Origin of the sequence: Salmonella sp. 2018103, from assembly GCF_026247685.1 — a bacterium.
Classification (GTDB): Bacteria; Pseudomonadota; Gammaproteobacteria; order Enterobacterales; family Enterobacteriaceae; genus Salmonella; species Salmonella enterica.
In genome coordinates this window covers 2,105,976-2,123,948 of record NZ_CP111029.1, presented here as the reverse complement: position 1 = coordinate 2,123,948, position 17,973 = coordinate 2,105,976, and the positions used below count along the sequence as shown (strand labels likewise).

The window sequence follows — 17,973 nt, the reverse complement described above, 5'->3', positions numbered from 1 at the left end:
GGAATTGCCCGTGGGATTTCTCACAAAGCCAAAAAAGCGTCTACGCTGTTTTAAGGTTCTGATCACCGTCCAGTGATGGAGAAACTATGAGTTCATCGTGTATAGAAGAAGTCAGCGTACCGGATGATAACTGGTACCGAATCGCCAACGAATTGTTAAGTCGCGCGGATATTACAATTAATGGTTCCGCCCCGTCTGACATTCGTGTTAAGAATCCCGATTTTTTTAAACGCGTCCTTCAGGAAGGATCGTTGGGGTTAGGTGAGAGTTACATGGATGGCTGGTGGGAATGCGAGCGTCTGGATATTTTCTTCAGCAAAGTCTTACGTGCCGGTCTTGAAAATCAACTCCCCCACCATGTTAAAGATACGCTCCGTATCCTCGGCGCGCGTCTGATTAATCTACAAAGTAAAAAACGCGCCTGGATTGTCGGCAAGGAACATTACGATCTTGGTAATGACCTTTTTTCCCGTATGCTCGATCCCTATATGCAATATTCTTGCGCCTACTGGAAAGATGCCGATACGCTGGAAGCGGCACAGCAAGCCAAGCTGAAATTAATTTGCGAAAAGCTACAGCTACAACCCGGGATGCGTGTGCTGGATATCGGCTGCGGCTGGGGCGGCCTGTCGCAATATATGGCGACCCATTATGGCGTTAGCGTGGTGGGCGTAACGATCTCCGCTGAACAACAAAAAATGGCGCAGACGCGTTGCGAAGGTCTGGATGTCTCCATTCTCCTGGAAGATTATCGCGACCTTAACGATCAGTTTGACCGAATCGTCTCCGTCGGTATGTTCGAACATGTCGGGCCAAAAAACTACAACACCTATTTTGAGGTTGTTGACAGGAATTTAAAACCGGATGGTCTCTTCCTGCTCCATACTATTGGTTCTAAAAAAACCGATCATAATGTCGATCCGTGGATCAATAAGTATATTTTCCCCAACGGTTGTTTGCCGTCTGTTCGTCAAATCGCCGAGGCCAGCGAATCACACTTTGTAATGGAAGACTGGCATAACTTTGGCGCCGACTATGACACGACTCTGATGGCGTGGCATGAGCGCTTTATCAATGCCTGGCCAGAGATTGCGGGCAATTATAACGAGCGCTTTAAACGTATGTTCAGCTATTATCTCAACGCCTGCGCGGGTGCGTTTCGCGCGCGTGATATCCAGCTTTGGCAGGTGGTATTTACGCGCGGCGTTGAAAACGGTCTGCGCGTTCCTCGCTAATCATCTCCCCCGCATTTCATGCGGGGGAATCTTATTTTCCGTTAGCCAATGTCGGCCTGATTTCTGACCGCATTTTCTCGTGCAGCCAGTACGCGTTCTACGGTATCAACAACCGCCTGCGTTTGCGGATCGATCTCGATATTCACACGCTCACCCAGTTTTTTTCTGCCAAGCGTAGTACGTTCCAGCGTTTCCGGAATGAGATGCACGCAGAAGCGCGTTGGCGTTACCTCGCCGACGGTCAAACTGATGCCGTCGACGCCGATAAAGCCTTTATACAGGATATACTTCATCAGGGACGCATCCTGCACTTTAAACCACACCTGATGGTTATTTTCGGAGGTCAGGATTTTCGCGATCTCCGCCGTCGTAATAATATGCCCTGACATCAGATGACCACCGATTTCATCGCTGAATTTGGCGGCGCGCTCTACGTTGACCTCATCACCTACCCTCAACGCGCCCAGATTGGTGATGCGCAACGTTTCTTTCATCAGATCAAAGCTTATCTGGTTGCCGTTTATTTCAGTCACCGTCAAACAGCATCCGTTATGCGCTACCGACGCCCCCGTCTCCAGCCCCTCCAGCATGTAGTCCGGTAACGTCACCACATGGGTGCGAAAGTTGGGTTTTTCATCAATCGATACCAGTTTCGCGGTACCCTGTACGATCCCCGTAAACATATCTTCAACTCCTGAAATAAATAAAAGCAGAACTGTTCAGCACAATAGCAGGTGGAAAAACAGCTTGCCAGCAATGCGCCGTTAACAACTGTTTTTTCGCTGGAGAAATAGTAATACCCCGCTACAATAGACTGAAATTTCCCCTGCTATTTCTTTTGGCTGCCACTACGGCGGCTTTTTAGTCTTTCATATAACAACAAAATAAAAGGTGAATACGTGCAGAAGTATACCAGTGAAGCGCGTCAGTTATTAGCGTTAGCGATACCGGTGATCCTTGCGCAAGTGGCACAGACCGCAATGGGATTCGTCGATACCGTCATGGCAGGAGGCTATAGCGCTACGGACATGGCTGCCGTCGCTATCGGCACCTCTATCTGGCTTCCCGCCATTTTGTTTGGTCACGGCTTACTGCTGGCCTTGACGCCTGTGATTGCGCAACTCAATGGCTCCGGCCGTCGTGAGCGTATCGCGCATCAGGTTCGACAAGGGTTCTGGCTGGCGGGCTTTGTCTCCGTGCTGGTGATGATCGTCCTGTGGAATGCCGGATACATTATCCGCTCTATGCATAATATTGATCCGGCGCTGGCCGATAAAGCCGTGGGTTATCTTCGCGCGCTACTGTGGGGCGCGCCAGGATACCTTTTCTTTCAGGTAGCGCGAAACCAGTGCGAAGGTCTTGCCAAAACCAAACCGGGTATGGTGATGGGATTTTTGGGCCTGCTGGTGAATATTCCGGTGAACTATATTTTTATCTATGGCCATTTTGGTATGCCTGAACTCGGCGGTATCGGCTGCGGCGTTGCGACCGCGGCGGTCTATTGGGTGATGTTTATCGCCATGCTTTCTTACATTAAACACGCGCGTTCAATGCGTGATATTCGTAATGAAACAGGCTTTGGCAAACCCGATAGCGTCGTCATGAAGCGCCTGATTCAACTGGGGTTGCCGATTGCGCTGGCGCTGTTCTTTGAAGTGACGTTGTTTGCGGTCGTTGCGCTGCTGGTTTCGCCATTAGGTATTGTGGATGTCGCGGGTCATCAGATTGCGCTTAACTTTAGCTCGCTGATGTTCGTACTGCCGATGTCGCTGGCTGCGGCGGTAACGATTCGAGTGGGTTATCGTCTGGGCCAGGGCTCGACGCTGGATGCGCAAACCGCAGCGCGCACCGGTTTAGGTGTCGGCATTTGTATGGCTGTGGTTACCGCGATCTTTACCGTTACTCTGCGTAAGCATATTGCTTTGCTCTACAATGACAACCCTGAGGTCGTGGCGCTTGCCGCGCAATTAATGCTGCTCGCTGCGGTTTACCAGATTTCCGACTCTATACAGGTGATCGGCAGCGGTATTCTGCGCGGTTATAAAGATACGCGTTCCATCTTTTTTATCACCTTTACCGCCTACTGGGTGTTAGGTTTACCCAGCGGTTATATCCTGGCGTTAACGGATCTGGTGGTGGATCGTATGGGACCGGCAGGCTTCTGGATGGGGTTCATCATCGGCCTGACCTCGGCGGCGGTGTTAATGATGCTACGGATGCGCTATCTACAACGTCAGCCGTCCGCCATCATTTTGCAGCGCGCTGCGCGATAATACGACGATAGCCGTCGCATGGCGGCTATTTTCTCGACATGTTGCATATTTCCACCGCAATCAGGTGATTTCAGGAAGAAAATTGCGATTTCCCTCTTGCCTCATTGCAGTTGTGACGCTAATATTCGTCCCCGTTGTCACCTACAACGTTGCGTTCATAGCTCAGTTGGTTAGAGCACCACCTTGACATGGTGGGGGTCGTTGGTTCGAGTCCAATTGAACGCACCATCATTTTAATGCGTCTGTAGCTCAGTTGGTTAGAGCACCACCTTGACATGGTGGGGGTCGATGGTTCGAGTCCATTCAGACGCACCAATCCATTATCTTGTTTAATTTTATAATACGCTATCTGGTGCTTGTGTCAGGCTAAAAGCGATTATTTTCAGTCTCTCATCTTTATCGTCAAACAAATCAACGCGCTGCTCTATACGCTATTACCCTCTTAACCTTCGCAGTGGCCTGAAGAAGCATACCAAAGGCATTTATGGTGTTTCGGTAGAATGCGCATAATCTATCTTCATCACCATACGTAACAAGGCTGCAACGGGTTCAAATAACGTTTCAGGAATTTTATCTCCACGTTCCACTTCAAAAAATAATGAGCGGGCCAGCTCAACATTTTCAACAACGGGGATGCAGTTGCGTTCAGCGATGTTAACAATATAGTTAGCTTGAGCATCACTACCTTTTTCCAGAACGCGTGGTATTGGCATATCGGTGGGATGATAGCCAAGACAAACCGCAATATGCGTTGGATTACGCACTACCGCAACAGATTGTTTAACAGATTGAGCTAAACTCCCACTTTGTATTTCACTCTGCATTTCCCGACGCCGTGTCTTCATTTGAGGGTCTCCCTCCAGATCTTTATGCTCCTGTTTTACGTCATCTTTACTCATTTTTAGATCTTTTCTAATCTTATAATATTGAAAAGAATAGTCCAGTATGCCAACGACGATATAAAAAGCCATCACCCCTACCCATAACCATTTTATTAAAGAAGAAACTACAAGCAGGCCACAGGCTAACCCACAGTACGGTAGTGCCCGAAAAGTACTGGCATAATAATAAAAGAAAAAGGCAAAGATAAGAGATAGCATGATAACTTTTAGGCTGGATTTACATAATTCCACTACGCTATGTAAAGAGAATATCTGCTTAAAATTACTTACCGGATTTATATGCTCGCTTTTAAAACCAATGGCCTTGCTGGCAATAACCACCCCCACCTGAAGAAACACGCTACCCACAGTAGCAACTATTACCCCTGCGCCCAGAAACAGCAGTGCAGAAGTCAATGACTCTATCAAAGCATGAGTCAATTGCGTTAATGCATAAGAAAATGGCTTATTTACTAATTGTAATGTGAAAGTTATTGACGCAATCAGTATCAAAATCATCTTTTCAGTAAAGAAATGAAAATACAAATAAAGCGCAATCAGCTGAAATAATGATGTTATTTCAATACTTTTGACGACCTGCCCTTCCTTACGGCCATCACGTAATTTCTTTTCTGTAGGCTGTTCTGTTTTCTCGCTCATACAGATGGGAACCAGTCTTTCAGATAAATATAAAATTTATCGCTTTCAACCAAATAGTGATGAAGAGCATAAGGGAATGAGATCAGGAGCGTTAGTAAAACTAATATACTTTTGAGCGGCATTGAGAAGAAAAATACATTCAATTGTTGTGCCGACCGATTTAAAAGACCTAAAGCCAGATCGGCTAATACCATACATATTATGGCAGGAACAGAAAAACTGATGCATAATTGATAAAGTGTTCTCCACTCTGCCTGGATATATTTTAAAAATTGCCGATCAAATAATAAAGTACGCCCCGGTGGTAAATATTGGTATGACTCATACAGAATGTTTAATATAAACTCCATGCCGCCGCTTATAAAGAAAATAACACACAAAAACTGGCTGAAAAGCAAGCCAAAAAGTGAGGTTTCAGCTTCCATTGTAGAATTGAATATCGTACCCATTGTCGCGCCACGTAAAGTATCAAGCAGAAACCCCGCCATATCAACGGCCCAAAAGGGAACCGCCGCACAAAACCCAATTAAAAAACCAATAATCACCTCTCCGGTGACTAACCCTAACCAACTGTAATCTTTACCAATATGCATCATAATCTTCTGCTGGTAAATGATTGGTAATATGGGAAAGGTAAGTGACATAAGCACGCCATTACGTAAAAGCGCGGACCCTAAACTGCCACTTTTTAATAGGGGAAGTAATAAAGAGAGGCTCAATGGTCGAATAAAAGCCACAGCCAATGCAATAAGCCACTCATTTACCTGTTGTGCCATTCAACCATGCTCTCCAATTCGTAACATTATCTGCCGGGTATAATTCAACAGGATACCGCTAAGCCATGGGTAGCTGACCATTAAGGTTATTGCAATTGCCAATAATTTAATCATGAACTGTAGCGTTTGGTCCTGTATTTGAGTCAAGGCCTGAACAAGGCTTACGATGACACCAACTACCGATGCCACCAACACCACCGGCATAGACGTAAACAGGACGATCCATAAAAGTTGCGTTACAAATTGCGTCAATTCAGAATCATTCATGAAAAGCTCTGTACCAATTGCGCCAGTGTCAGATCCCAACCGCCTGCCAGTAAAAATATTAGCAGCTTAAACGGCAATGAAATGGTCATCGGCGACACCATCATCATCCCCATAGCCAGCAGTATATTTGAAATAAGCAGGTCAATAGCCAGAAAGGGAAGATAAATAAGTAATCCAATCCGAAACGCCTGCGTTAACTGACTCACCGTAAATGCCGGAATTAATATGAGCAAAGAATCAGGTTTTATCTTTCTTTTTATGTCTTCAGGCCAGGTTCGTTTTATCAAATTCCGAAAATAATTGGCTTCCTTTTCTTCAGAGTTTTTTTGCAAAAACTGTCGATAAGGCGCTAATGCTTTACTGTCCCACTCCGACGTCCAGAAAGGAGCGCCAGCGACCTGAACCGGATGCCAGCGCTCTTTTACAGCTAATAGCGTCGGCCCCATAATGAATAAGGAAAGTACAAGCGAGAGGCCATACAGTGCGATATTTGGGGGAACTTGTTGAATACCCAGAGCATTTCGTAAAATCGAAAATACCACCGCCAGTTTAAGGAAAGAGGTTCCCATGACGATAATGAGAGGCAGTATTGAAAGCAGAAACAATATACCAATCAGTTGCAAAGGCGAATCGGGTAAAGACATACTGTATCTCTCATGACACGACCTGGAACGCTATTATATTGTTCGCATATTATTTTTCTTATCAGGTTTACGCTGTATTTTTGCAAAGATACCAACGTGTAATACGCACCATAAATTCATTGCCACAGGCAATCAACTCACCTTGCCCAATAATACGGTCATTTACTCTTATCGTCACCTCTGGCGCAAAACATCCACCTACAGGCAAAACGTCCCCCGTTTTAAGTTGCCGTAATTGTCCAATTTCCAGACTCGCACGTCCGATCTCAAAGAGCACCTGTTGTGGTATCTGCTCAAGTTCGACTGAAGACGTTCCGTCACTCTTTGACATTGGGCTCCCTGACGCAAGTAGCGTTTCGATATCCTGGACTAATTCGTCAAATTTCATCGTGTTATCCTCTGTCAGCAATACCCTTGCGTAGATCCCCCCTGGTAGTTGAATAGCAAAAAAACCGAGTCTGATGTCGCCAAAGCAATGAATCCGAACGCCCATGCCGATTTCGATAGACTCAAGTTCAATTAATGTAAGCTGGCACCAGCCTAAATATACAGGGACTACAATAGGAGGAGCAGGATAAATCTGTTGACGCTCAGCAGAAAGCTCTCCGACTATATTGCGCAAAAAACCCGTTGGCCATGTAAAAATAATGCTATGGAACTCATGCTCTTCAACTATCCATTTAATATGCAACGCTAGCTGATGTGGTAGATTACTGCAGGATGTTGGCGGTTCGTTCTGACAGAGGGTGGCATCACTGGCTTGCAATAACGGCGCCAGCCCCCATTCAGCTATTCCATATAGCAATTCAGGATCGATAGCCGATCGATTAGCGGTGCCAATTAACCCTTCACACCAGCGCTGCCAGCATTGTTCTGCAATCCACACCCTACCCAGCTCATTATGATAATTTATGGTAAATAATGTCCCTTGCTGTACTGGATATTGTTGCATACTCAATGTCAGCTCACCAATGGTAGCGCCTTGCGTTGGAAGTATCTCCACCCACGGACGCTCTTCATTCGCTATTCTTAACATAGAATATCTCCAGGGAAATTATATACCCCATATGCAGCAACTGAGACTCCAGCCACTGCTTTAGCGCTTTCATCGAACGGTAAATTTCATGATGAGGGACATTGATTCTTAACTGGATTAGCCCCCCTGATTCACATACTTCACACTCTACACCGTCAAGATAACCGCCACTAACACGATAACGTTGCGTGAAAACCACGTTCTTATTCAATGCTGCAGGAGGATTATTCTCACCAATGGGTAATGCCTGGTGCATGAGTTGTTCAAAGTCCATACGTTCCGCCTCCGCCTCGTTATCATCCTGATAAGACTGGCATGGCAACCCAAGACTTCCCTCAACTTTGGTAATACGCATCGCTTAATACCATAGTAATTTTTTCTTTCTTTTTCATAAGCGCATTAAAATTCTTCTGTAATTCGCTTCGCCGGGAGACAAGCTGCTGATACTGATTTTCTAACTGCTGCCGTTGCGTCAAAAAGCTCTGCGCCTGAGTGAATAGCCCGGCCATTTGTTGTTTCTTATCCAACAATAAATGACAAGATAACGTACCTTGCCAGCCCATTAATTCTTTCAGTCTGGTAGTCACTGCTAAAGCGCGCGTCTGGCAAATCTGCTGTTCCGTAATAATCGCCTGTTGCTGCTGATCAAGTACGGTAAGTTTGCCGCGTAATTGCTTTTCACGCCGCGCGATTATCTCCAGCAAAGTTTCCATGATCACTCGGTGAGTATTTGGTGTAATTTTTCTATAAGTAGCTCGGGTCCGCATACTTCATCCTTACTTTGTCGCAAAAATGTGCAAATATCCGGATAGGTATCAATGGCTTTGTCAGTATCAGTATCAACTCCTCGCTGGTATTCCCCAATGCGTATTAACAGTTCAACCTCCTGGTAAAGCGCCAGGCGCCGTCGCAATATCGCCGCCAGTTGACGATGCTCATGGCTGGTAACGACTGGAAAAACGCGGCTGAGCGTTGCCAACACGTCAATGGCAGGATAATGCCCCCTCTCTGCAAGCCGTCGGGATAGCACAATATGTCCATCAAGCAGTGAACGGACCTCATCCGCCAACGGCTCATTCATATCATCGCCTTCCACCAGTACCGTATAAAATGCGGTAATACTGCCTTTTTCTCCCATTCCTGTACGTTCTAAAAGTCGTGGCAATGCACTAAATACGCCTGGCGGATATTCTCCAGAAACCGCGGTCTCTCCGGCGGCCAGAGCGATTTCCCGTGCGGCCCTGGCATAACGCGTCAGTGAGTCGGCAAGCAAGACGACTCGCTTTCCATTATCGCGAAAAAATTCTGCTATCGTGGTGGCCACAAACAGCGCCCTCACGCGCTCTAAGGCGGGTCTGTCAGAAGTTGCGACAACAATGACACAACGTTTTCGGGTCTCTTCAGACAGTGTAAAATCGATGAACTCGCGGACTTCTCGTCCACGTTCACCAATTAACACCAGAACATTGCTGTCTGCGTCTGGAGCATTACACAGCATCGCCAGAAGCGTGCTTTTCCCCACGCCAGGAGCAGAAAAAATACCCACTCGTTGCCCTTCGCCACAGGTCGCAACGCTATCAATAGCGCGAATCCCCGTCATTAATGGTTGAGTGATAGGCTGTCGAACCATTGCGGGAGGAGGCATTGCATCATAGTCTTTCCAGCAGACGTCGGGCAGTTCGCGGCCATCAAGGGGACGACCAAAGCCATCAATGACTCGCCCTAATAACGCTTCGCCCACGGGAACCTGATGGCGTCGCCTTAAGGCCATCACTTGCTGCCCGCAGTGAAGTCCGATAGTACTCGTAAAAGGAGATAGCAAAGCTTTGCTGCCATTAATCCCCACGACTTCAGCAAGTTCTTCTCCAGGCTTTATACAGCACAACTCTCCCATAAATACCCCAGGCAACCACGCATTTAACAACGTTGCGCTGACATCCTGAATTCGGCCCCATCGACAATAACCATCGGGGGGCGGATATTTCAGCCTCAGACGTTGCATCAATTCATTCTTCATCGTCCGCCAACTCCTCTTCGCTAAGGTCAATACTTTCTACTACTTGTATAAGGCTCTCCTCTCCTAATTCCTGCCATGACAAAATCGGTACGTCGAACAAGGTGGCTTCTGTAATTTTTCGCAAGAAACGTCGGGTGTCGACAGAAGTGACAATGAATAATTTGGTTGACTGCTTCAGCGCCTGCTCGATAAGTTGCAGGATCTGCGTCTTATGACGAGACGACAGCGCAGTATAGGTCCCCATTGCCGTCTGGCGAATGGATTCACGCACGAGGTTCTCAATACCTTCGCCGATCCGCAAAATCGGCAGCGGTTTTCCTTCCGGATTAAGACGACGCAGAATATGACGGCGAAGCGCGATACGGACATATTCTGTCAACATCAGGACATCTTTTTCACGTGGCGCCCAGTCAATTAAGGTGCCGAAAATAAGACGTAAATCTCTAATAGAAACCCGCTCTGATACAAGCCGCTGCAGAGTTTCAGCGATTTTATTAATGGGTAACTGGCGCTGAAGTTCTTTCACCAGCTCAGAGTAGTTTTTTTCCATCGCATTCATTAGATAACGCGTTTCCTGAACACCAATAAACTCTCCCATATGCCGAAGCAGGACACATTTTAATAAGGCAGAGATACGTTGGCTGCCCGCGAAAACGTCCAGTCCAAAACCTTGCGCCTTATGGGCCATGTCTTTTGTAAGCCAGCAGATCTGCCCCATCCCGTTCGGTAACGTCTGGCTGTCACCCACCACACTGGCGTCCGCGCCTATCAATAAATAATCCGCCTGGGCGGGAATAGATAAACTAAATACGGGTTCCTGATATAGCAGTACCGTCAATTTTTCGGTGGGTTCAGGCAAAACCTCAATATTCACCTCAGGGAGAGGGACGCCTGTATCCTCAAATAAAAACCATCTCATGGCGTCAATATCACGAATCAGGTCGGCAGAATGTAACGTCGGGGTAAGACGTAAGATTAGAGGACATGCGCCGGGAACCATACTATCTTTTTCCGGCGCTTCGACGCCATTTGCGGAAACCACAGACTTTTTGCGACGAATGAGGATAATTGGCAATGCTAACAACGCTGAAAAGAAAGCGAGAGTGATAAAAGGAAAGCCAGGAATTAAGGCGAGGAGCATTAAAACCACAGCGGTTAATATTAGCGACTGAGGTTGTCTGGCAATTTGAGAACTCAACTCTGTCGCCAGGTTCTGGCGTTTCTCACCCGGAACACGGGTGACAATAATTCCCGCGCTAAGGGAAATCAGCAGCGATGGAATTTGCCCACATAAACCATCTCCGATTGACAGTACGCTATAAGTGTGAACAGCCTCACTCATCGACATATCATATTGTACGATAGCGATAATAATACCGCCGATAATGTTCACCAGAACAACAATAATACCGGCAATCGTATCGCCTTTAACAAATTTCATCGCACCGTCCATCGCACCGAGAAAACGACTTTCCTGCTGGACGTGCTGTCTTAATGCACGGGCATGGTCTGCATCAATAACTCCGGCACGCAAATCGCCATCGATACTCATTTGTTTGCCTGGCATCCCATCAAGCGAGAAACGTGCGCTAACTTCCGCCACCCTCTCGATACCTTTTGTAATGACAATAAACTGCACGATAGTAATGATGGTAAATACGACCAACCCAACGGTGAGATTTCCTCCTACGACAAACTTACCGAAAGCATCCACAATATTACCGGCATTATGTTGTAACAGTACCAGCCGTGATGTGCTGATTGTGAGTGACAAACGATATAATGTAGTAATAAGTAATAAAGACGGAAATACCGATAAATCGAGAGGGTCACTAAGATAAATAGCAATTAAGAGCAGGATCACTGAAAACATAAGGTTGATAGTAATCAGGATATCAACCATCCAGGTCGGCAAAGGTAACAGCATCATCACAATAGCGATTAATAACACCGTCGCCAGAACCATATCCTGCCGACCCGCGCATACACTGAGCCACTGTTGCGCCCTGGTTCCCTCACCTAACCATGAACGCATTGCGACTCCAGAAATTTTATTTGTCGATGATGTAATCGTAACCAGAGCTCGGCGGAGCTGGAAAGAGGAGGAGAACAGCTCATTGCAAGCCCGTCGCGCAACAAAAATAATCGCTGAGGAATACCCTGGAACGCTGCAGGTTTCCAGTGAGTTAAGGCTTTAAAAAGCAGATCTTCGTCTAAGAAGGTTTGCTTGAGTATCTGACATAAGTGAATACGACCGTTATGATAGTTTAGATAGGTTTCATATTGTCCTTGCCGCCAGAACATATTGGTTGCTAAAGGCCGTTCAGCCAATCCTGCTAATTGAATAAAAAGCTGAATATTACGTTCAGTAATGAGATCCCAATCCATCCTGCCGCCTCATGATGAGCCAGAACGCCAATTTACCTAAATATTGAAAGCCAGGTATCAGAATAAAACCTGATTTACCTTTACTTCACGAAGCGTTTCGAGAATTTGTTCACGTTGATCTTCGTCGTTAAAACAGTTATCGGGTATCAGCATAAACTGCGCATCAAGTTGTTGGAGTAGCCGATTGAACATCTTCGATGAAGAAACTATAGCGGTAAGTCTATCAAGCAACCAATCACTGAAAAGCCAGCGCTCACAAATAATATCGAGTAGTAGCGGCAGTAATGTATTAGGCGGCAACTGGCAAATCCACTCCTCACGCTGGCACTCTTTTTCAAGGCCAAGGAATAACAACAAACGACGCAAACGTACTAATGCTGCGGCCAAACGACTTTGCTCCGAGGGTTCGATGCATATGCTAAGTTCAAAGGCTATCGCTCTTAGCAAAATACGGACCCGTTCACAGCGATCCGGCCAGTCTGCCACGCGTCTGAACCACTGCGATAAGGGCATTTCATCGTTGTCTATCGCCTGTTGCATAAAACGCTTCAGCGAGGACAGCGTAGCGGTATCCACTTCGCCAAGTTCCAGTAAACTAAAAACGGCAAGTTCCCATCCCTCCTCCGCTGTAAGCGTATCCAGTTGCGATTGCAAATCGCGTTTTTTCTTTTTTGACAACCCGCCGGCAGTAAGCGCCATTGCAAGAGCGATAATTTGATACGCATTCTGTAAATCAGGATCACTATTCTCTTCGGTAAGCGGACGCAACGTTGCTCCATTATCCTCCTGTATTTGTTTTATCAAACGCAGCAAAGCCTGCTGTCTGCGCTCCAGTTTCTCAGCATCAGTGAATTTATAACTTTCGCGCAGTTTACCACTCAGCGCCATTCCTATTTCTTCCATCGTCTCATAGAGCGCTGCCCCCGTCGTTTCCTGTAACTCCTGGAGAGCTAACATTGAAGGCGAAATAACCTCTTGTTCCTCTATAACCTGGCCAGGGGTAAATGCTGTAGGGGGCGTCATTTTTATCTCATTAATTTTAATATTCATCGCTACCTCTTTTATCTTCACCATTACGTAACCATTTCAGTAACGCGTTGAAATGACGAGAAAGTGAAAATTCAACGGCATATCGTGTTGAGGAAAGTTCAGCCTGATCGGGAGAGAAACCAGACTCGATAATCAACGTAAACCGCTTGCCAAAAGTTTCACGCATCAATGCCTCTTTTTCAGGATGAATACGCAAATAAAGCGCTCCCTCTTCCGCCATAGCCGTAGCCTGGCGTGCCAGACGATGGCACATAACACTGTCTACCGACTGTTGGTCGAACCAGGCCAACAGAACCTGTTCTATACTATTTTTAATATGATGCTCTGCTTGATCGACCAATGAACGAAATTGATTTTCATCGTCTTGTAAATGTTTTACATGCTGTTCCAGCCATTCCACTTCCATTTTTTCCAGCGTATTTTTACGCAACCACGCTAGTTCTTGTTGCTGCTCAACTTTCTGTTCACGCTGATAACGATAGGCGTCTCGGATGATTTTTTCAGCCTTACGGTAAGCGGAGCTCACAATAGCATGTGAAACTCTCTTAGCTTGTTGCTCTTGTGCAAATAAAGTTAATTGTAATGTTATCCACTGTGACTCAATAATATTTCGAGCGGGTAGCTTATGGTTAATTTCCGTCAGTGGAAGTGAAGTGAAACTCATAGCAAATGCTCCATGAAGATAATCTCGGTAAGAGAAGTCTTCGGCCAAAGTATACGCTGCGGAGGGGGTAATAATACTAATAGCGCATGTAAAACCGCATCGTCATGCGCTTCCCGATTAAGAATGGCGGTACCGATCTGCAATGCAGTTTGTTGCATCACTTGCGGAGGAAGTAATTTGCCATCTCTTTGCCCCAACCAACCATATAGCTGCCAGATCTCATCCTCGCTAAACCACTGTAGAAGCAATTGCCGATACTCTGGTAGCATAAAATAGTCACTGCACCTGAGTTTGAATAATCCCAGCCCAAAGGCAAATGCCGATATACGCGGCGCAAGACGAACCTGCCGTTTTTGCCTGTCATTTAAACAGGCTGGAATAACAGAGCTTCCCCTTAGTCTATTTAACGCTCTGTCAAGAAGACGATCCAACTCGGGCCGATCGCCATAACGCCAGCAGTTTGAAAGATGAAAACCCAGCTTATCAAGCCATTCCGGTACAGCGTAACGAGCAGGTTGCCAGAAATAACGATAAAGTTGCAACACCTCGGGATCAGGTCGGCTCAAAAACGGCGCCTCAGGCAAAAATAGCCGATCAGGATGCCCACTCCTATTAACAGTCCTGTCAACGATAACATCAACTGATAAGGGTATTTCATCAACCACTTCTCCACCTTCCCTTTATTGGCGTTGATCACGTCCATAATCCAGAATGTTTGTTTCACGGGTACATCAGGTACCATTCTGAATTCAGCAGGCTGCATCAAGATACTAATCTTACTGTATTGCAACCCAGGAATTGACATTTCTATTAAATCTTTAATTTTTACCCGAAAGGCCTCCATATTGACCTGAGGTGAATATTTTATAAATACGGCAACTGAGCTCGGAGAAGCGTTACTTCCCTCATCATAAGTCGGTAGCGCAATGGTCACTTTTGCATTAATTACGCCCTCCATCTGACTCAGCATTCCTTCAATTCTTTGTTCTTTTAAAAAATTAATCTTCTGCTGTTCTTCCTGGGGTGATACCACTAACTGATTAGCCGGAAACATCTTATCCGCCGTTGTAAACTGACGATGCGGATAACCGTTAAGTCTAAGTAGTTCAACCGCGTTAATAAACTGCGACTGCTCGACACGTAAGGTAACACCGTCCTCTTCCTGTTTTTTTTCCGCATCGATATGATGCTGCATAAGTAATGCCAGCATTTGATTCGCCTCATCTTCTGGCAATGAGCGATAAAGATCCACATCACATGCCGTAAGAAAGAACGTAAGGACAGTAAGAAATACTATACGATGAACCTTCATGTCATGCTATCCAGCTTATTAAGCGCTTGCGATGCTGCGCCTGATATTCTGGCAAGATAATCGACGCCTACCGTTAACTGCATATAATCCATTTGTCTGGTCAACATAACCTGCGGTAATAAAGCACTGGCGTTACTGGTGGATGCATCATCTTTCAGCAATTGTTCAAAAAAATTAATTTGCTCCTGGCTCGGTTCTGCAGAGGACTTTACATAAGATTGAGTGCTTACAGGCACTACGCTCATATCAGAAATATTCAATTTTCAAACCCCTCATTTGGTGCAGGAAATAACAGACGCAGCGCCATAGCCTCTGGCAAATCAATATCCGATAAAATTTTCGCGGCTTTTAGCGGCTCATTTAAACCCGCCAACAATAATGCCAGACATACCAACTGTAATTTTTTATCCGGAACAATAACCGTTAGCGCTGGTAACATCGCATGTACCTGGGAAATCAGGCTATGGTTAACGCCCGCAAACATGATTTCCAGCAGCAACCGTCGAACATCGTCGCTAATAACTTCAGATTTTAGCAATGATTCCACTAAGCATATCCTTGATCATTTTGATCAGTGAACTTTCGTAATTAATAAATGTAGAATACTGCTGTAAGGCAAATTGCGCTTTAATCATCGATTCTGGGTTGAGCAAATCATTACCATTCATTTTGTCATTAATGGCCTGACCTGCCTGGTGCGCCATGTGGGAGAGCATATCCACTAATTGTGCAATATCCATAATGCTTTTCCTTAAAATAAATACATCGTAAGGATACTGGCAACATAGCAAAATTTAGAAATCAATGAACATCCGGTATATACCTGAAAACGATTACTCCGGCGCACGTTGTTCTGGCGTCACTTGGGCCAGCAAACGATATAATGGGCTGCTGACCTGCATACCGGTCATTGCCATCCCATCCATACCGAAGCGAGTAAAACTCATTAGTCCGTAGGTAATATCATTAAAGCGCTCTAATAAATGAGGCTGTAGTCCCAAACTACCACTCCAGTATGAATGCGTCATTACCGTCGCGGTTAAGGCTAATCTACCTCCCAGGGAGACAGCTTTAGCAATCGCCATACTTTTGCGTTGATTGACAAAACAATTAGCAATACAAAAAACGGCATTGCCTATACTGTCGTGAGCCATAGGCAAATGATGTTTATGATGGTAGATAAGACAGGCGACATCCGCAATGGCAATAGCAAGGCCAATTCCCGCCAGGGCTAAGAGCGGTGCGCCTCCACCACTTAGCACTGTTAATGCTATTCCAGCGGAACAGCATAAAATCTGTCCGCCCAAAATGACCGTTTGCCAACTAAAAATTTCTTTTGGAAAACACTCTATCACTCGTTTCGCAAGTCCGGCCAATACCCGCTCTTTTCCTTGTTGAGGTCCTATTCTACCACTCTCTATATTTGTTTCCGGATGTGGCAATGAGGGACATGGAGGTGATTCCTCAGGCGCGTAAACAGGACGTTGCCCTCCTACCTGAGCATTTGGGCTAACAGGTTTCATGGTTCTCCCCGAGATGTATGACCAGAACTGTCCATTAATGCAGGTGTAGTAGCAGATTGACAGAGCGATGCCATTTGTTCCGCCAATAACACACTGGGATCGGCATGAAGTTCATCAACAGAATTTTCCCGATCGTCGCCAGAGCGGCGGGCAAGGCAATAATCCAGTACCGCACCTATCGCCGTCAGGCTAACGGAGGTAATTACACTCCCCATGTCCAAAGAGGCCGCAATATTTTCAGCGGCGGGCAGTGGAAACTGTAGGGGTAAAACCAACATAGAAATAGCGATTCCTGAACGTATTAATAAAGAAAGACAATTAGCAAGGGTGTTAGCGCAGTTAAGACTTGCCCCACATTTTAAGGCCAGCGCACTGACCACAAGAGCAACGCTATCACTGGCGGTTTGTAACGGCTCCTTTTGCTGACATATCAATTGATAATTATGATACGCACAGCAAGCATCCCCAATAGCAATCACGAGCGCCGCCCCCGCAAGAATAGCAATGGGTAATCCTGCCCCGCCAGAAATTACCGCTGCAGCAACCGATAACCCAAACACGACTGTCGCACCCAGCGCACGAATAGTGTATTGCATAAAATGTATCGCATAATCCCTCTGCTGCCTTATTTGTTCAGGCGTAAGCAGCACCGGGGCTGCGGGGGTACCTGGGGCTGGAATTTCAGGGGGAGGAAACGATACCTCCTTCGCTTGTATATCGGAAGGAGGGCTATTACCATCGACTATATTACTTGCCGCTGACGGAATATGAATTTTCATATTTCGTTCTGTTATTTAAGCAATAAGAGTATCAACCATTATTTGCGCATTCTGGCGAATCTCACTCCATGAGGCATCCGCATAACTCATCTTGATTGCGGTTTGAAAAGCCTCTCTCGCCAACCCGGGTTCCCCCATCATTTTGAGACAGACGCCCGTTTGGTAAACCGGTTCTGGATGGCTGGCATCCAGCATCAAGGCATGTCCATAGAAATTAATGGCCGTCGTGTATTCTTTAAGCATCATCCAGGTGCCAGCCAATGCAATATGGGCACGCCAACTCCATGGCTGGGCCATCACCAGCCAACTAAAATCGATTACGGCGCGCGAATAATCCCCCTCCTGCCATGAGGCGTAACCACTGGCATAAACGGTTTCCGGATCAACGGATAATAGCTGTTTCAGAATGTCTTCGGGTATTTTATTTTTCTGATCTTCTTTCATCATCATACCTATTGATTGTTATTT

23 protein-coding genes and 2 tRNA genes are annotated in these 17,973 nt (G+C 46.1%); 4 read left to right on the top strand and 21 right to left on the bottom strand.

What is annotated here, in order from left to right; genetic code table 11:
- Window positions 1–86 precede the first annotated feature (86 nt).
- The gene (gene cfa / locus OLG56_RS10290; protein WP_000098879.1) at window positions 87–1,235 is read left to right on the top strand and encodes a cyclopropane fatty acyl phospholipid synthase; all 1,149 of its coding nucleotides are present in this window, start codon (window positions 87–89) and stop codon (window positions 1,233–1,235) included.
- A gap of 41 nt (window positions 1,236–1,276) precedes the next feature.
- On the opposite strand, the gene OLG56_RS10285 is transcribed toward cfa, so the two are convergent.
- The gene (locus OLG56_RS10285) at window positions 1,277–1,918 is read right to left on the bottom strand and encodes a riboflavin synthase (RefSeq protein ID WP_000493971.1); all 642 of its coding nucleotides are present in this window, start codon (window positions 1,916–1,918) and stop codon (window positions 1,277–1,279) included.
- 216 nt (window positions 1,919–2,134) lie between these two features.
- Here OLG56_RS10285 and mdtK point away from each other — a divergent pair, with 216 nt between their 5' ends.
- From mdtK to OLG56_RS10270, 3 genes are all read left to right on the top strand, one after another.
- Window positions 2,135–3,508, top strand: coding sequence for a multidrug efflux MATE transporter MdtK (mdtK, locus tag OLG56_RS10280; RefSeq protein WP_001175081.1), 1,374 nt, complete (start codon window positions 2,135–2,137; stop codon window positions 3,506–3,508).
- A gap of 151 nt (window positions 3,509–3,659) precedes the next feature.
- Window positions 3,660–3,736, top strand: a tRNA-Val gene (locus OLG56_RS10275).
- Window positions 3,737–3,746: 10 nt separating this feature from the next.
- Window positions 3,747–3,823, top strand: a tRNA-Val gene (locus OLG56_RS10270).
- A gap of 167 nt (window positions 3,824–3,990) precedes the next feature.
- Here OLG56_RS10270 and ssaU read toward each other — a convergent pair.
- From ssaU to sscB, 20 genes are all read right to left on the bottom strand, one after another.
- Window positions 3,991–5,049 (bottom strand): SPI-2 type III secretion system apparatus protein SsaU, encoded by a 1,059-nt coding sequence (gene ssaU, locus OLG56_RS10265; RefSeq protein ID WP_001291707.1) that lies wholly within the window; start codon window positions 5,047–5,049, stop codon window positions 3,991–3,993.
- Window positions 5,046–5,825 (bottom strand): SPI-2 type III secretion system apparatus protein SsaT, encoded by a 780-nt coding sequence (ssaT, locus tag OLG56_RS10260; RefSeq protein WP_000068770.1) that lies wholly within the window; start codon window positions 5,823–5,825, stop codon window positions 5,046–5,048. The genes ssaU and ssaT overlap by 4 nt, the downstream gene beginning before the upstream one ends.
- Complete coding sequence (ssas, locus tag OLG56_RS10255; RefSeq protein WP_000999982.1) at window positions 5,826–6,092, bottom strand: SPI-2 type III secretion system apparatus protein SsaS; 267 nt, start codon at window positions 6,090–6,092, stop codon at window positions 5,826–5,828.
- Window positions 6,089–6,736, bottom strand: a complete 648-nt coding sequence (gene ssaR / locus OLG56_RS10250) for an SPI-2 type III secretion system export apparatus protein SsaR (protein WP_061377347.1) — start codon at window positions 6,734–6,736, stop codon at window positions 6,089–6,091. Before ssaR ends, ssas begins: the two co-directional genes overlap by 4 nt.
- A 67-nt stretch (window positions 6,737–6,803) precedes the next feature.
- A complete protein-coding gene (gene ssaQ, locus OLG56_RS10245; RefSeq protein WP_061377348.1) occupies window positions 6,804–7,772 on the bottom strand; it encodes an SPI-2 type III secretion system cytoplasmic ring protein SsaQ in 969 nt (322 codons plus the stop codon).
- Window positions 7,753–8,127, bottom strand: a complete 375-nt coding sequence (gene ssaP, locus OLG56_RS10240; protein ID WP_001223304.1) for an SPI-2 type III secretion system apparatus protein SsaP — start codon at window positions 8,125–8,127, stop codon at window positions 7,753–7,755. The genes ssaQ and ssaP overlap by 20 nt, the downstream gene beginning before the upstream one ends.
- Window positions 8,108–8,485, bottom strand: a complete 378-nt coding sequence (gene ssaO, locus OLG56_RS10235) for an SPI-2 type III secretion system apparatus protein SsaO (RefSeq protein WP_000449092.1) — start codon at window positions 8,483–8,485, stop codon at window positions 8,108–8,110. Before ssaO ends, ssaP begins: the two co-directional genes overlap by 20 nt.
- A gap of 2 nt (window positions 8,486–8,487) precedes the next feature.
- Window positions 8,488–9,789 carry a SctN family type III secretion system ATPase SsaN gene (gene ssaN, locus OLG56_RS10230; protein WP_000787216.1) on the bottom strand — a complete coding sequence of 434 codons (1,302 nt, stop codon included), beginning with the start codon at window positions 9,787–9,789 and terminating at the stop codon, window positions 8,488–8,490.
- Window positions 9,779–11,824: an SPI-2 type III secretion system apparatus protein SsaV gene (ssaV, locus tag OLG56_RS10225; RefSeq protein WP_079980981.1), complete on the bottom strand. Its 2,046-nt coding sequence runs from the start codon at window positions 11,822–11,824 to the stop codon at window positions 9,779–9,781. Before ssaV ends, ssaN begins: the two co-directional genes overlap by 11 nt.
- Window positions 11,809–12,177: an SPI-2 type III secretion system apparatus protein SsaM gene (gene ssaM / locus OLG56_RS10220; RefSeq protein ID WP_000383700.1), complete on the bottom strand. Its 369-nt coding sequence runs from the start codon at window positions 12,175–12,177 to the stop codon at window positions 11,809–11,811. Before ssaM ends, ssaV begins: the two co-directional genes overlap by 16 nt.
- Before the next feature lie 57 nt (window positions 12,178–12,234).
- The gene (ssaL, locus tag OLG56_RS10215; protein ID WP_000238886.1) at window positions 12,235–13,251 is read right to left on the bottom strand and encodes an SPI-2 type III secretion system apparatus protein SsaL; all 1,017 of its coding nucleotides are present in this window, start codon (window positions 13,249–13,251) and stop codon (window positions 12,235–12,237) included.
- The gene (gene ssaK, locus OLG56_RS10210; RefSeq protein WP_000011207.1) at window positions 13,217–13,891 is read right to left on the bottom strand and encodes an SPI-2 type III secretion system apparatus protein SsaK; all 675 of its coding nucleotides are present in this window, start codon (window positions 13,889–13,891) and stop codon (window positions 13,217–13,219) included. Before ssaK ends, ssaL begins: the two co-directional genes overlap by 35 nt.
- A complete protein-coding gene (locus OLG56_RS10205; protein ID WP_001526945.1) occupies window positions 13,888–14,436 on the bottom strand; it encodes a type III secretion system domain-containing protein in 549 nt (182 codons plus the stop codon). The genes ssaK and OLG56_RS10205 overlap by 4 nt, the downstream gene beginning before the upstream one ends.
- 17 nt (window positions 14,437–14,453) lie before the next feature.
- Window positions 14,454–15,203 carry an SPI-2 type III secretion system apparatus lipoprotein SsaJ gene (ssaJ, locus tag OLG56_RS10200; RefSeq protein ID WP_000862881.1) on the bottom strand — a complete coding sequence of 250 codons (750 nt, stop codon included), beginning with the start codon at window positions 15,201–15,203 and terminating at the stop codon, window positions 14,454–14,456.
- Window positions 15,200–15,448 carry a SctI family type III secretion system inner rod subunit SsaI gene (gene ssaI, locus OLG56_RS10195; RefSeq protein ID WP_001562742.1) on the bottom strand — a complete coding sequence of 83 codons (249 nt, stop codon included), beginning with the start codon at window positions 15,446–15,448 and terminating at the stop codon, window positions 15,200–15,202. Before ssaI ends, ssaJ begins: the two co-directional genes overlap by 4 nt.
- 11 nt (window positions 15,449–15,459) lie before the next feature.
- Window positions 15,460–15,750 (bottom strand): EscG/YscG/SsaH family type III secretion system needle protein co-chaperone, encoded by a 291-nt coding sequence (locus tag OLG56_RS10190; RefSeq protein WP_000444713.1) that lies wholly within the window; start codon window positions 15,748–15,750, stop codon window positions 15,460–15,462.
- Window positions 15,728–15,943: a type III secretion system needle filament protein SsaG gene (ssaG, locus tag OLG56_RS10185; protein WP_000350226.1), complete on the bottom strand. Its 216-nt coding sequence runs from the start codon at window positions 15,941–15,943 to the stop codon at window positions 15,728–15,730. The genes OLG56_RS10190 and ssaG overlap by 23 nt, the downstream gene beginning before the upstream one ends.
- Window positions 15,944–16,036: 93 nt before the next feature.
- Window positions 16,037–16,726 (bottom strand): pathogenicity island 2 effector protein SseG, encoded by a 690-nt coding sequence (sseG, locus tag OLG56_RS10180; RefSeq protein WP_023215681.1) that lies wholly within the window; start codon window positions 16,724–16,726, stop codon window positions 16,037–16,039.
- On the bottom strand, window positions 16,723–17,505 hold the full coding sequence (gene sseF / locus OLG56_RS10175; protein WP_000690713.1) for a type III secretion systems effector SseF: 783 nt from the start codon (window positions 17,503–17,505) through the stop codon (window positions 16,723–16,725). Before sseF ends, sseG begins: the two co-directional genes overlap by 4 nt.
- Before the next feature lie 15 nt (window positions 17,506–17,520).
- Window positions 17,521–17,955, bottom strand: a complete 435-nt coding sequence (gene sscB / locus OLG56_RS10170; RefSeq protein WP_000979963.1) for a SycD/LcrH family type III secretion system chaperone SscB — start codon at window positions 17,953–17,955, stop codon at window positions 17,521–17,523.
- Between the last annotated feature and the right edge of the window lie 18 nt (window positions 17,956–17,973).

What these genes read in the sequence shown, in the direction of transcription:
- ssaJ (WP_000862881.1), bottom strand. Translation starts at nt 15,203, where the DNA reads ATGAAGGTTCATCGTATAGTATTTCTTACTGTCCTTACGTTCTTTCTT.
- sseG (WP_023215681.1), bottom strand. Translation starts at nt 16,726, where the DNA reads ATGAAACCTGTTAGCCCAAATGCTCAGGTAGGAGGGCAACGTCCTGTT.
- ssaQ (WP_061377348.1), bottom strand. Translation starts at nt 7,772, where the DNA reads ATGTTAAGAATAGCGAATGAAGAGCGTCCGTGGGTGGAGATACTTCCA.
- ssaI (WP_001562742.1), bottom strand. Translation starts at nt 15,448, where the DNA reads ATGAGCGTAGTGCCTGTAAGCACTCAATCTTATGTAAAGTCCTCTGCA.
- ssaP (WP_001223304.1), bottom strand. Translation starts at nt 8,127, where the DNA reads ATGCGTATTACCAAAGTTGAGGGAAGTCTTGGGTTGCCATGCCAGTCT.
- ssaL (WP_000238886.1), bottom strand. Translation starts at nt 13,251, where the DNA reads ATGGTGAAGATAAAAGAGGTAGCGATGAATATTAAAATTAATGAGATA.
- ssaM (WP_000383700.1), bottom strand. Translation starts at nt 12,177, where the DNA reads ATGGATTGGGATCTCATTACTGAACGTAATATTCAGCTTTTTATTCAA.
- ssaO (WP_000449092.1), bottom strand. Translation starts at nt 8,485, where the DNA reads ATGGAAACTTTGCTGGAGATAATCGCGCGGCGTGAAAAGCAATTACGC.
- ssaG (WP_000350226.1), bottom strand. Translation starts at nt 15,943, where the DNA reads ATGGATATTGCACAATTAGTGGATATGCTCTCCCACATGGCGCACCAG.
- ssaU (WP_001291707.1), bottom strand. Translation starts at nt 5,049, where the DNA reads ATGAGCGAGAAAACAGAACAGCCTACAGAAAAGAAATTACGTGATGGC.
- ssaK (WP_000011207.1), bottom strand. Translation starts at nt 13,891, where the DNA reads ATGAGTTTCACTTCACTTCCACTGACGGAAATTAACCATAAGCTACCC.
- ssaR (WP_061377347.1), bottom strand. Translation starts at nt 6,736, where the DNA reads ATGTCTTTACCCGATTCGCCTTTGCAACTGATTGGTATATTGTTTCTG.
- ssaV (WP_079980981.1), bottom strand. Translation starts at nt 11,824, where the DNA reads ATGCGTTCATGGTTAGGTGAGGGAACCAGGGCGCAACAGTGGCTCAGT.
- sseF (WP_000690713.1), bottom strand. Translation starts at nt 17,505, where the DNA reads ATGAAAATTCATATTCCGTCAGCGGCAAGTAATATAGTCGATGGTAAT.
- ssaN (WP_000787216.1), bottom strand. Translation starts at nt 9,789, where the DNA reads ATGAAGAATGAATTGATGCAACGTCTGAGGCTGAAATATCCGCCCCCC.
- ssas (WP_000999982.1), bottom strand. Translation starts at nt 6,092, where the DNA reads ATGAATGATTCTGAATTGACGCAATTTGTAACGCAACTTTTATGGATC.
- cfa (WP_000098879.1), top strand. Translation starts at nt 87, where the DNA reads ATGAGTTCATCGTGTATAGAAGAAGTCAGCGTACCGGATGATAACTGG.
- OLG56_RS10285 (WP_000493971.1), bottom strand. Translation starts at nt 1,918, where the DNA reads ATGTTTACGGGGATCGTACAGGGTACCGCGAAACTGGTATCGATTGAT.
- ssaT (WP_000068770.1), bottom strand. Translation starts at nt 5,825, where the DNA reads ATGGCACAACAGGTAAATGAGTGGCTTATTGCATTGGCTGTGGCTTTT.
- sscB (WP_000979963.1), bottom strand. Translation starts at nt 17,955, where the DNA reads ATGATGATGAAAGAAGATCAGAAAAATAAAATACCCGAAGACATTCTG.